This window comes from Marinomonas spartinae (assembly GCF_016461715.1).
In the GTDB taxonomy this organism is placed as follows: Bacteria; Pseudomonadota; Gammaproteobacteria; order Pseudomonadales; family Marinomonadaceae; genus Marinomonas; species Marinomonas spartinae_A.
On sequence record NZ_JAEMUI010000022.1, the window covers coordinates 38,028 to 50,739 of the forward strand.

A 12,712-nucleotide genomic window follows, 5' to 3' on the forward strand; every position below is an offset into this window, starting at 1 on the left:
CAAGACTCACATTTTTACCAAGGTGCGACCCTTGTCTTTTCTCGATCTTTCTATGGGTTTTTACACTTTCCTTGATGGCATTTCTCCAGGAATAAAGCGCAAAACTAAAGGGCTATTCAATAGCAACTCCCTATTAGATTTTAAGCGTAAAACCGATATCAAACTCAGTTTGTCGTTGATCAGTTTTAGAGCTAACGGACTCATTTTTAACGGCAATATAAGGAGAGAAGGTTTTGGTTAATTTATAAGCGGCTTCTATCTCATGCTGATAGTCGTTTCGCTTTTTATCAAATAGATTTTGGTTGCCATGGTAGTAGGTGTAGGTGTAACCAAGTGTTACGTCCTCTATTTTGTGACTAACACCTAAATCGATACGATCTACTTTTTTAGTCTCTTTACCGCTTGCGTCCGTGATTTCCTTGCGATAACGAATGGAGGCGTGGGTATCGTCTGTAATGGCCGTTTTTAGTTTAAGTGACGGTTTGTATTTGTAGGCATTTTGTTTTCTGCTCCAAGAAACACCTGGCGTCAGCTGCCAATGATCATTCAACTGAATGCTATAGCTGGCGCTGATTTTACTTTCATGCCAGCGATCATCATGAAATGCTTTTCCACTGTCGCCATTGGCTTGTTCATGAGGCTTGAACTTGAGCGTTCCTGCTAATTTGAAACCAGAATCAAATTTGTGCGATAGCTCAATTTCATCGACATTGTCTTTGCTTACATCTTCGTACTGATGTTCATAGCTCAGCTCAGTGGCAGATGCGTGTTGGATAAAACCGATTGCACAGGCTGTGAATAAGATGTTCAGTCGTAAGTGTTTATTTTTCACGTTCAGGCTCTTTTTGGTTGGGAATTTAGGCGCCAATGTAAGTGTTTGTAATGACATTTTTACGACATTTTTTTTACTATTTTATTTTTTGTAATGTTTGACTTTTATTAACAATAAATAATTTTCTTATATATCAATGCATTATTTGATTTGTTTTCTTTTTTTAAAATTTTATGTTAGATAAGTGAGCGAGTGTAAACATAGTGCTAAGAGGCTTTATTCGAGTGTGAATGTCTCTAATATGGTGCCTTTACTTAATCGGAGAGTCTGTTATGTTGAAAAAAACGATTTTAGTCACGATGTCCGTTGCTTCTTTTTCTTGCTTTGCTGCCTCACCAACTGCCCACTCTATTTTTGCTACCATGAATAAGCGCTTGAGCTATATGGAGGATGTGGCTTTGTATAAAGCACAGCATCATAAGGCGATTGAAGATCTGCCTAGAGAAGCGGTTGTGATCAAAAAGGCGGGAGCGTCGGCGAAGCAATATCATTTAAATGCGCGAAGTGTCGAACGACTGACTAGGGCGCAAATTAACGCTGCTAAAGCCATTCAATATCGTTACCGCGCGGATTTATTGACTAAAACCACCAAGCAGACACCAAAAGATCTGAACAAAGTCGTACGACCCGCTCTCATTAAACTCAATAATGAGTTGAACCAAGAGTTGTCGGCGTATTTAAAAACGGGACACACTATTCGAAACAGTGACTGGCAGCGCTTCCAAGCAACCGTAAACAATCGTTATTTGAGTCGATCTGACAAGCGTATGCTGTTCAATGCGCTTGAACATGTGAAGAGATAGTCGCCGAGACCTTTGCCCATCGCATCGAGCAAAGGTCTCTAGCAATGTCTACTCGATAGTAATAGTCTTAGGTGTGTGATGAACCACTTGAAGTCGGGTACCTGCGATGGCGGTTTTTATGGCCTCAAGAATCGACATTTTTCCTTCGACTGAATGGACTTTGACGTCTCCAGTCTTGGCTAAATCGGTTCTTATAAAACAGCCACTAGCATGGGCCAGTTGCTGGGCCATTTCATCAAAACGCGAAAAATCTTGATTGCTTAAATGGTAGTCATATCTATCGTTGCAGCTTCTGTGTTCTATTAATGCTGGCGATGAAGGAGGGGGAACCAGGTTTTGTTTGGCTCCAGATTCAGAGTGCATGCTAGAGCATCCCGATAACGCTAAGGCGCCAAATAGAAGACTGAGCTTGGTGTTCATGGTGCTTCTCCTTTTTATTTTTCGAGTCGATATAGAGACTCGTTGTGGCTAGGTAACGCTTAAAAGCCTACCATCCATGGCTTCCAAGCGTTACCCCAAGATTAATTTTGCCCGTCAAGTAGCGTTGAAGGTTTGCCGTTTAACAAGGCTTTGCCTTGTTTCACACTGATATCTAGGTGATACATACCATCTTTTGTTACCACGGCTCCTTGATCCATCGCTTGCTTGATCAGCACGTCCGCTTGATGGCTGACTAACTGATTGTATTCTTGTGTAGTCAGTGAGTGGATGTTGGGGTTGTCGGCAAGTTGATCTTCGATTGCGAATTCGGCTAAGGCTTTGACTAATGCTTTATCCGCATTGATAGCAGTGCTGACGTTAGCATTGGCTAGCCAGTAATCAGGTTGGCTGAGTTGCTCAAAGGTCATTTTGTCATGGGGATTGGTAAGGTGTCCATCGAACTGGGCGTTGAATTTACCGTTCGGTAATGTTCCCTTAACGTTATTAATCACCAGTTCTGGGGTCGTTTTGAAAAATTCACCAATATGATCGTGCATAAAGTGGGTCATTGCTTGGGTTCGATCTGCGGTGTTTTTTGGGTCAAGTTGTTGGTTAAAGGCGACATAATCTTTAAAGAACTGATTGTTTAATTGGTTTAAGGTGACATCCATGGAAAAATCGGAGACGTTTTCATCTTGATAGTCAAGCTGGTTAATATTGGTTTTAAGAGCTAGGTTTCCCACTTGGTTGGCCTTGTTTAATTGACTGTTGGCTTGGAAAACCAATCCTTTAGCAGTGAATAACGGGTCAACCCTTAGCTCTGCCATTTTGATTGTCATGTCACTGTTTTTGAGTCCACCCGAGGTCAAGTCATTTAGGTCTCCCTCGAAGTTGAGTGTGGTGGTTAAACCTTTCACTTCTAGAGTTGAAGTATCTTGAATGGATGCATGGTCTAGTTTGCTGTCGTATGTCAGATGGTGATTTGCCCAGCTACCATGACCTTGGTAACCACCGAATATAACATTGCTTTTAGACTCTGAAGGCAGTGTTGCGGTAAAAGGCGCGATGGTATCTTGAAAGGTGAGTTTTCCACCCAAAGTTTGAAGACCCGATAGACTGAACAGCGGTGTGTTTTTGTCCCATTTTATGCTGTTACGTAGGTCATCTCCTTGGATTTGACCATCGAAAGAAAACAGCGCCAATTTGAATCCCTTATCCATGATAACGGGGCCATAGTGAGCCTGAAGGGTGAGTTCGCTTTTAAAATCACTTTTCTTGAGTTCGTTGGCTAGGCTTGGATCGACTTTTTTCAGATCCACTTCGATTTGTAGCGTGGTTTGAGAACCAAACCAGCCATTTTTCGACTTGACGATGGTGGCATGATAAGGGGGCGTGGCGTTGATGGCATTGACCACGTCGGTTAATTGTTTTTGGTATTGTGACCCCATTATTTTAGGGGTGATGACAGCCACGGCTGCAACAGCGATAAGGAGAGCGATTAATAATTTTTTCACTGACAGTTCCTTTGAATTTTCCGTCTTAGATGGCCGCATTTTAGCGAGAATTCATGACCAAAAGGGGATTGTGTCGGTGAGTTTTGAGATTGTTCTACTTTGATTCTCAATCATGTCTAAATATAGAGAATCATTGCTAAATACAGAATAACTTGTGGTGCATTTGCATGACAAAACGAACGATAAAGGGGATATAAACGCTCGAATGTCTTAAACCCCTCCCTAACCCTCCCCTTAAATAAGGGGAGGGAACTGGACTCGCCTCAGTAAAAGGCTCCTCCCCCCAGCCTCCCCCTTACTAAGGGGGAGGCTGGGAGGGGGTTATAAGGGGTCAATGCACTGCATTGATATATTAAATAGTGGGTTCTCTATTGAAGTTTTTTGTTTACCTTCTCTAGGAGGGCGTTTAAATCTTTGCGGCGACCAGCTTCTGCCACGGGGCGGTTTTCTCTTGGGGCCGCTTGTTGAGCTATTTCTAGATATTTTTTGGCTTCTTTATAATCGCCATCGTCGTATAAAAATTCTGCATAGAAGAAGTTATTATCCAATCCTTTTGGGTTAATCGCGATGGATTTTTGTAATAGTTCTTTGGCTTTGCTATCGCTGCCAAATCCAATAGGCCAACCTGGTACTTTATGGTACAAAACACCTAAGGTAGTGTAGGCGCTGCCTTCGGAGGCATTGGGGTTGATCTTGATGGCATGTTCGAGGTTTTTCTTGGCTTCTTTAGCGAAAGATAATGCGCCGAGCCCCCCTTTTGCCTGAGCCGTACTGGCTTGAATAATACCCAACCAAATATAATCATCGGCGTTATTTGGGTCGGCTTTTACCATGGCTTCCACCTTAGTAGCCAAGGCTTTAAAGGCATCGACCTTTTTATCGTTATCTGTCATTTGATAATTGATATGGGACCATTGGTGTTGAATATCGAGCAGAGTGTTGTTGTCTTGAGCCCAAGCGCTGGATAAGAAGCCAAGGGTTATAAGGGCAACAAATAGGGACTTCATAATCATACCTCTTCTTATTGTGTGTTTAAGAAATGTTTTATCACAGAGAGCTTTTTAAAGAGAGCTTTATCTACGATATTAGGAAAAGAGCCGTTAATTTTGACAAAAAGTCGTTCAGGGAAGCCAACGAATTGACGGGGATTGCCTGTTTCCAACTGTGTAATAAGCGCTTGGGCAACCGTTTCAGGTGAGTCAACGGCGTTGCCAAGTTGTTTATTCATCGCCATGGCTTTTGCACTGTTAATTGCTGTCGCGGTGGCGCGAGGGGCAAAATAGGACACCTTTATATTCGTATCCGCTAATTCCCGATAGAGGGCTTCAGAGAAACCGCGTATAGCAAATTTGCTGGCGCAGTAAGTTGCTTGACCCGCAAAACCAATACTGCCAAAGGTGGAGCCGACGTTGACAATATGGGCCTGTTGTTGGTTTAAAAGCGGCAATAGCGCTTGAGTCAATAAAATAGGGGCGATCACGTTAGTGCTAATAGTGTGGGTGATTTCCTCCTCTGAAAGCTGCTCAAATGGGGAAAATTGTCCCACCCCTGCATTATTAATCAGCATGGTGAAGGGGCCGGATTCAGCCATTGTTTGACGGATTTTTTCTCTGTCATCTGCCTGGTTGATATCCGCCACGAGAATATGATGTTGACCCTTAAGGGACTGGGCAAGCGTTTCTAAACGCTGCTTATCGCGGCCTTGTAAAATTAAAGTGGCACCTCTGTCAGCGAGTTCTTTCGCGATGGCCTGACCAATGCCGCCAGTTGCTCCTGTTAATAGGCAGCGTTGTTGTGCCCAGAGTCCTTTTACACCTTGTTTTTTCATTTAGCCTCCTTGGACTCGGCGTTCATCTGCTGATCTACATGGCCTATTTCGCGAAAAATATTCGCATATAAGGTAAAGAACATATTGGCACTGTGGATGATCATATCTTGTTCTTCTTTATCGGTAATCTGATTCATGAGATTTTCAAAGAAAACAATATGTTCTTGATCCAGAGATCCATGTGAACGCAAATAACTAAACGCTTGTGGGGGTAAGTTTAGCTTATCTTGAATATGTTGTGCGGCATTATCCGCTAAGGCAATGCTTGTTCCTTCCAGTACGAATACCATACCGAAAAAGCGCAACGGGTTACGCCGCTGAATCGCATCGTAAGCATAGGCCACCATTAATTCTGTGGATGCATTGGGTTGGCTATGGCGGGCCGCGTTTTTATCGCCGCCAGCGGCCGCGATGTCGTTAAGAATCCACTCTTGATGTCCCATTTCTTCTTCGATGTATTCCCCCACGGCCTCACGCAGCCACTCTTTCTCTTCGGGAAGGCGGCTGCCCGTCGCCATTAACAAGGGCACCGTATGTTTGACATGATGATAAGCTTGCGTCAGAAAAGCTAAGTAGTCGTTAAGGGTAATGGTGCCATGAAAACAACGTTCAATAATGGGCGACGTGACCAAATAGTGGCGTGCTGCTTGGGTTTCTTGCTGTAGGCGTTGATAAAGGGTCATCCTATGTCTCCTATGGAAGAGGGTTAGATACACTGTCGTAAGAAGAGGCATACAAGGCGGCAATCTCCTGCTGAAAGTGCGTTAATATTTTGTCTCGAATTGGTTTGCCTGTGGCTGTAACCAGTCCATCTATCGATATAAAAGGCTGCGACAAGGTGATCCAATGAACAATCTGCGCATAGTCGGGCAGACCTTGGTTGGTGATTTGAAGGCAATGCGCTATTTGCTGCTCGCTGATGGCTTCATGGAGGGGGGTTAATAAAGCGCCACAGCAGGGCAGTGCATCCCCAAAGACGAGTACCTCACGAAAACAGCCCGTTGCCATCAGTTCTGCTTCTACCCATTCTGGTGAAATATTACGGCCAAAGGAGTTGATCAACACATTTTTGCGACGACCTTCTATGGTTAAGAAATGTTGATCCAAGCGGACTAAGTCGCCCGTATGGACTTCCTGAGGATAAAAGCTGTCTGGCTGATTTAAATAACCTAAAAAGAGGTTTCCTGAGACAATGAGTTCATCATCTTCAATGCGTAATTGATTATGTGGTAAGACTTTTCCGGCGCTCGATAATACCTCTTCTTGGGGGGTATTAAGCGCCACAACGGACGCACATTCTGATAGCCCGTACCCTTGATAAACGGGTAAGCCCAAAGCGCGTGCTTTATTCAGTAAACCTGGGGCTACCTTACCACCTCCGACTGCGATAAATTGCAAAGAGCTTGGGGGTTGCCAACCTTGTAGACAAGCACCGACGAATAGAGACAGCAACTCCGGTACTAAAATGACGCTATGGGGCTGTTGCTGACTGATAAGCGCAAGCATATTCTGTGGCTGAGTGAGTCGGCTTCCGCTAAAGCCGCGATCAGATTGGCTAGCAAGAATAACCGTACCGCCGACCAGCAGCGGCGCATAGACCCCTGCTACGTTCTCTAATAAGGTCGTTAAGGGTAACAAACACAAATGACGAACTTGGGGAATCGCGACGGTTTCTGCCAAAGATTGTGCGACAGTTTGCTGTGATTGAGTGCTTAAACAAACACCTTTTGGGCTGCCCGTGGTGCCAGAAGTAAAGGTGATTTTGTGAGTACCTTGAGGCATGACTGGCGGTGTATCGACTTGAAAGCGCTGCATGAACACCTGTTGAAAAGGCGTCTCGTTTGTTTGCTCCGATGAGTCTTCTGTTAACAGCAGCTCAATACCGCTTTGTGTTAATAAATGGGATGTTTGTGCTGGACTAAAGAAGCTGGGGACGGGAACACAACACAGTCCAGCTTGTTGGCAGGCAAGATCAAATAATACCCATTCCACACAGTTGTCCATAGCGATTGCAAGCGTTTGGATGGATTGCGCTTGTAACCAAGTCTGACGAGCGGTGACAGCGTCTGCCAATTGCTGATAAGTCAGCGACTGTTGGGAGGATTCTAAGGCAATTTTATCGGCCCAATCCAATGAAGAAAAGTACCACATTATAGCGTCCTCATCTGTTGTAAAAGTGCCGAATGATTGGCTTGAACTAGGCCAAACAGTGCTTGTAACTCGGGTTGCATTAACGCCGTTGCAACAGCTTTTGCCACATCAATAAACATAACTTTTGGTTGACTGGCGTAATAGTTTCCCCAATTGGCCTGATCTTGCAGCTTGTTAGGGTCTGCATCTGCTAAAAAGGTGAGTTTAAGTTTGAGTTTCTCTAACAGTTGACGAATTTTATCGGTGCCAGAAAAAACTAAATACTGAATCTCAGAGAGATATAAACTCATCACCACCGTCATTAATAAAGGCAAGGTAAAACGTTGGTTTTGGCTGTATAAGTTACCCAGTTCGGCTATGGCATGACGTTGTGTCCAAACACCATGTTTTTGCAGCATATTGGTAATGGGAACAGGTAAATATTGCTCAATAAAAAGAGGTTGAGTTGCTCGTCTTACACCCACTACCGCCCTTAAGCGTTGTGCATGAATCCCTAATAACAATGGCATGAAGTTTGTGACATGGGCTTGGTATTTTTTGGCGAAGCCCTCTTGGACAAAGGTTTCTAGGTTTATTCTTTTTGGGTCTTCCATGGCAGCAGAAAGAAACTCGTAAGGCAGAGTTGGCGTGGGAATAAGAGATTGCTCTGGCATTACATAGAGTGCATTGGATGACTGCATAATGGTCTCACTTGGCAAGTTAACTCAGGTAAGCGACTCAGATGAAAAGGAAAAGAGTTTGCTTGTTTTTACAGTAAAGGGAGGCCAGTGAAAAAAAGGTTTATGAAAAAAAGCTCGTTTTAACTTTTTTATTTTCATTTTTAAGTGATTGAATTGTTTAAATAAAAATGATGAGCAGAAGGAGAAGAACACGTTTTAGACGATGTTTTTAATAAAAAAGTGAATAAGCTTTTTATATAATGAGGGCCTAAATTGAGTGAAAATGGCTATTTTTTTAAGCTATTTTTCATCGTATTAAAGAGAAAGGTCTTTACATGCGTTAGGTGACATTCCGCAGGTTGTCGAGTCTGACGGGTCATAATGATCAGACTTAACGAGATATTTATTTGGCTTTTTCCGACGTTTGTTTGATGAGCAGCTCCCGCATGGTACGGATAAAGACTTCTTTGCTGCGCCCCCGTCGAAAGATCAAAGAGAAAGGGGCTTGATAGCCAAATTCACTGGGGAGAAGGGGTCTAAGTCGCCCCGATTTCACTAAGTGCTGTGCATAATGCTCAGGCAAATACCCCACAAATTTTCCAGACAGAATCAATGTGAGCTGAGCCTCCATGCTTTCTACGGTTGCCGTACTGTGACCAAATCCCCGCTTGCGTAAATCCGCTGTATTCCAGTAGCTTCGTGTCACCAAGCCACATTTGATGACTTGCTCGCGTGTTATCTGCTTGATGTCAAAAAGCGGGTTCAAATCACTGCAATAGAGCCAATGTTGTTCGCGATACAGCTTCTCCTCGACCACGTTATTCACACTGGAAGGGAAGTTACCAATGGCAAGATCGAGCTGATTATTGAGGATGCCTTGCACCTGCTCATACGGACTGCGAATTTGTAAATTCAAATGTACAGCGGGAAAGCGTTCGCAGAATTGACGGATGACTTCTGGCATAGACAAAGATTCGTCCATGACGGTTGCGTCCAAAACGGCGATCCGAAATGTACCGCCTAAGTCACCTTTGAGTGCTTCCGCGTGGCGCTCCAATTCATTCATTTCATCCAGCAGTTTGATGCTCTGATGCAAAAATTGTTGGCCTTTTTCCGTCAGTGAAAACCCTGCGCGACCACGTTGACATAAGGTAAAGCCTACATGGGATTCTAAGTCACTCATGTAGTTGCTGATGGCGGAAGTGGTAAGGTTCAGATCTTGCTGGGCACCCGAGTAACCTTGGTTTTGCACCACAGAAACAAAGACTTCTAATAATCGGATATTTATTCGTTTGTCTGGGCGCATAGAGCTCACTCGTTTTAGTTCAGTAAAAGCTGAACTAATTATTTGTGATTTGCTATTTAACGGTCAAGTTCTCTTTTCTAGTATCGAGTTAGGTTATTGAACTGGCGCGGTTTGCATTGCGCTAAAAACGAGGATTTTTGTTTATGTCTAAAGTGTTATACCAACCTCAAAGTGGGAACGAGATGCCTCGCTTTGGCGGCAGAGCGACCATGATGAGGTTGCCATTCGTTGACGTGCTAGAAGGCTTGGATGCCGCATTTATCGGCATCCCATTGGATGTGGGAACCTCTCAACGAGCGGGAACACGCTACGGACCTCGCCAAATACGAGCAGAATCGGTAATGATTCGCCCTTATAACATGGCCACCGGAGCGGCACCATTTGACTCGCTTTCTGTGGCAGACATTGGTGATGTGCCAATCAATACTTACAACCTGCTTAAGTCCGTTGACATCATCGAAAAATATTACGATCAGCTCAACCCTTATCCTGTCATTCCACTGACGTTGGGCGGCGATCACACACTCACTTTACCGATTCTTCGCTCCATCACCAAAAAGCATGGCCCAGTGGGGCTGATTCATGTGGATGCGCATACCGACACCAATGACAACATGTTTGGTGAAAAAATTGCCCATGGCACCACTTTTCGCCGTGCCGTGGAAGAAGGCTTGCTGGATTGTGAGCGGGTGATTCAGATTGGCCAGCGTGCCCAAGGGTACTCTGCGGAAGATTTCAAATGGGGGGAAAACCAAGGCTTCCGTTTGGTCACTGCTGAAGCGTGTTGGCACAAATCCCTAGCACCTTTGATGGACGAAGTTCGAGACATGATGGGAGATCGTCCGGTGTATTTATCGTTCGATATTGATGGCCTAGATCCTGCTTGGGCACCTGGCACCGGTACGCCTGAAGTCGGGGGGTTAACCTCCATTCAAGGGTTGGAAATTGTTCGGGGTTGCAAAGGCTTGAACTTGGTTGGGGGCGACCTTGTGGAAGTCTCGCCACCGTACGATGTCAGCGGCAATACCTCCCAGCTGGCCGCGAACCTGTTGTATGAGATGTTGTGCGTATTGCCAGGTGTAAAGTACCGGCTATGAAGCACTGACTATGAAGCACAAGCTATGAAGTACCGATAAACCGTCAGAAATGAGAGGCATCGCTTATGGAACTATCATTGTTCAGGACATTATGGGGCGTGCAGCAAGAAATGTGCTCCTATGTGGACGCATTACGCCAAGCAGGGTTTGTTGGTGTGGAAGCGCGAGTGCCTTTAGAGCTTGAGGCTCGCCGTACCTTTAAACAATCACTGAAAGAGCTGGATATGAAATACATTGCGATTTTGTTTTCAGGCGGCGATGTGATTCCAAATCAAGCCGAAAGCCCAGACCAACATTTGGCGCGTTTGGCAGAGCAGTTAGATTTTGCGGCAGAGCTGGAACCTAAGTTTGTTAATGTGCTCCCCGGCAATGATCGCTGGACCATGACGCAACAGGTTGATTTCTTTGGTCGTGCCCATGAGTTGGCCAAAGAAAAGGGCGTATTCTGTAGTTTTGAAACCCATCGGGCGACGTCTCTTTACAGCCCTTGGGTGACGCTTGAGCTGATTCGACAACTTCCCGAGGTGCGATATACCGCTGATATCAGTCATTGGGTGCTGGTATGTGAGCGTTTGCTAAATGATCCTGTTGATGATTTATCGCGCTTTATTGAACGTGTTCATCATATACAGGCGCGTGTTGGTTATCCGCAAGGGCCGCAAACGCCACACCCAGGTGCGCCGGAATACAAAGAGGCGTTGCAGTTTCACCAGAATGTTTGGCAAGCCATTTGGCAAAAGCATCTTGATGCTGGCCGGACAGAAACCACCATGACCACCGAATTTGGCGCCGATGGCTACCTCCATCACCTTCCGTTTACGAATGTCCCCGTGGCCGATTTATGGGCTTTGAATGAGTGGATGGCAGTGGAGGAGAGAGCGCATTTTGAACGTTTTATTCATCAACATCATTCTTTGTTAAGTGAGTCCGTCTTATGAATTCGTCTACTCCGTCAGCCTTTACTTCCATCCCTGTTGTGAATATTGCAGGTTTATTCAGTGAGGATTTAGAGCGTCGTCAGAATGTCGCGGAACAGTTAGGTAAAGCTGCAAAAGAAGTGGGTTTTTTATATGTCACCGGTCATGGTATGGACCCAGCGTTAATTGCGGGGTTGCGCAAAGCCGCGAAAGCGTTTTTTGCTCAGTCTATGTCGCAAAAAATGGATTATTACATTGGTGCTTCTAAAAGCCATAAAGGCTATGTGCCTGAGGGGGAAGAAATTTATGGCACCGGCAAACCCGATCATAAAGAGGCGTTCGATGTAGGCTTTCCCGCCCCTGAAAATCACCCATTAGTGTTAGCAAACACGCCTTTGATCGGTGATAACGAATGGCCCAATCTACCCGGTTTCCAGCAAGATATTCGTGCCTATTACCACGCTATTTTTGCCCTTGGTCGCCGCCTGTTTTCTGGTTTTGCTTTGGCTTTGGGGTTGCCGGAGCACTACTTCGATGACATGGTCACCTGTCCTCCTTCCAAATTACGGCTTATTCATTACCCCTTCAACCCTGATGCACAAGACCGCCCCGGTATTGGTGCCCATACCGATTATGAATGCTTCACGCTTTTGCTAGCAGACCAAGCGGGGCTAGAAGTGATGAATGAAGAGGGTGTTTGGATTGATGCCCCGCCAGTGGAAGAGTCGGGAGAAGAAGCCTTTGTGGTGAACATCGGCGATATGTTGGAAGTATTGACCGCAGGGCAATTTGTCGCGACCGCCCACAGGGTTCGTAAAGTGAGTCATGAACGTTACTCCTTTCCGCTGTTTTTTGCGTGTGATTATCACACGCAGATTCGCCCTTTGCCGCAATTCGAAGGGGCGGAGTCGGAACAGGCTTATGAGGCCATCAGTATTGGGGATCACATGTATAGCCAAGCACTGCAAACCTATCGTTATTTGCGAGAAAAAGTGGCTAAAGGGGAGTTGACCTTACCAGAAAAAGCGCGAGGTGTGGCGACATTCGGGCATTTAAAAAAACACGCCAAGTAATAAAAAAATCATCCAATAAGACCTTTGCACGATGTCACGAGCGACGCCAAGACGCGGCAAAAACAGACGAGAAAGCGGAGTTTATCGCGATAAATGAGCATTTTGAGCCTGT

The 12,712-nt window shown here is 45.1% G+C and carries 13 protein-coding genes; 4 read left to right on the forward strand and 9 right to left on the reverse strand.

Going from position 1 to position 12,712, the window contains the following annotated elements; genetic code table 11:
• Nucleotides 1-133: 133 nt before the first annotated feature.
• The gene (locus JHD45_RS17845) at nt 134-832 is read right to left on the reverse strand and encodes an oligogalacturonate-specific porin KdgM family protein (protein ID WP_199477857.1); all 699 of its coding nucleotides are present in this window, start codon (nt 830-832) and stop codon (nt 134-136) included.
• Nucleotides 833-1,104: 272 nt separating this feature from the next.
• Between JHD45_RS17845 and aroQ the strand changes: the two genes are divergently transcribed.
• On the forward strand, nt 1,105-1,635 hold the full coding sequence (gene aroQ, locus JHD45_RS17850) for a gamma subclass chorismate mutase AroQ (RefSeq protein ID WP_199477858.1): 531 nt from the start codon (nt 1,105-1,107) through the stop codon (nt 1,633-1,635).
• 48 nt (nt 1,636-1,683) lie between these two features.
• Here the strand turns inward: aroQ and JHD45_RS17855 are convergent, their stop codons facing one another.
• From JHD45_RS17855 to JHD45_RS17890, 8 genes are all read right to left on the reverse strand, one after another.
• Nucleotides 1,684-2,055 carry a hypothetical protein gene (locus JHD45_RS17855; protein WP_199477859.1) on the reverse strand — a complete coding sequence of 124 codons (372 nt, stop codon included), beginning with the start codon at nt 2,053-2,055 and terminating at the stop codon, nt 1,684-1,686.
• 101 nt (nt 2,056-2,156) lie between these two features.
• Nucleotides 2,157-3,569, reverse strand: coding sequence for a DUF945 family protein (locus tag JHD45_RS17860; protein WP_199477860.1), 1,413 nt, complete (start codon nt 3,567-3,569; stop codon nt 2,157-2,159).
• 368 nt (nt 3,570-3,937) lie between these two features.
• On the reverse strand, nt 3,938-4,576 hold the full coding sequence (locus JHD45_RS17865; RefSeq protein WP_199477861.1) for a tetratricopeptide repeat protein: 639 nt from the start codon (nt 4,574-4,576) through the stop codon (nt 3,938-3,940).
• Between the two features lie 14 nt (nt 4,577-4,590).
• Nucleotides 4,591-5,397, reverse strand: a complete 807-nt coding sequence (locus JHD45_RS17870) for an SDR family oxidoreductase (RefSeq protein ID WP_199477862.1) — start codon at nt 5,395-5,397, stop codon at nt 4,591-4,593.
• Nucleotides 5,394-6,080, reverse strand: coding sequence for a TenA family transcriptional regulator (locus JHD45_RS17875; RefSeq protein ID WP_199477863.1), 687 nt, complete (start codon nt 6,078-6,080; stop codon nt 5,394-5,396). Before JHD45_RS17875 ends, JHD45_RS17870 begins: the two co-directional genes overlap by 4 nt.
• 10 nt (nt 6,081-6,090) lie before the next feature.
• Entirely contained in the window at nt 6,091-7,548 is a 1,458-nt protein-coding gene (locus JHD45_RS17880) for an AMP-binding protein (RefSeq protein ID WP_199477864.1), read from the reverse strand.
• Nucleotides 7,548-8,228: a thermostable hemolysin gene (locus JHD45_RS17885; protein WP_199477865.1), complete on the reverse strand. Its 681-nt coding sequence runs from the start codon at nt 8,226-8,228 to the stop codon at nt 7,548-7,550. The genes JHD45_RS17880 and JHD45_RS17885 overlap by 1 nt, the downstream gene beginning before the upstream one ends.
• A 382-nt stretch (nt 8,229-8,610) precedes the next feature.
• Nucleotides 8,611-9,513, reverse strand: a complete 903-nt coding sequence (locus tag JHD45_RS17890; protein ID WP_199477866.1) for a LysR family transcriptional regulator — start codon at nt 9,511-9,513, stop codon at nt 8,611-8,613.
• A 143-nt stretch (nt 9,514-9,656) separates the two neighbouring features.
• On the opposite strand from JHD45_RS17890, the gene speB reads away from it, so the two are divergent.
• The 3 genes from speB (at nt 9,657) to JHD45_RS17905 (ending at nt 12,600) form a co-directional block, all read left to right on the forward strand.
• Nucleotides 9,657-10,610: an agmatinase gene (gene speB / locus JHD45_RS17895; protein ID WP_199477867.1), complete on the forward strand. Its 954-nt coding sequence runs from the start codon at nt 9,657-9,659 to the stop codon at nt 10,608-10,610.
• Nucleotides 10,611-10,675: 65 nt separating this feature from the next.
• A complete protein-coding gene (locus JHD45_RS17900; protein WP_199477868.1) occupies nt 10,676-11,548 on the forward strand; it encodes a sugar phosphate isomerase/epimerase family protein in 873 nt (290 codons plus the stop codon).
• Entirely contained in the window at nt 11,545-12,600 is a 1,056-nt protein-coding gene (locus JHD45_RS17905) for an isopenicillin N synthase family dioxygenase (RefSeq protein WP_199477869.1), read from the forward strand. The genes JHD45_RS17900 and JHD45_RS17905 overlap by 4 nt, the downstream gene beginning before the upstream one ends.
• Nucleotides 12,601-12,712: the final 112 nt, after the last annotated feature.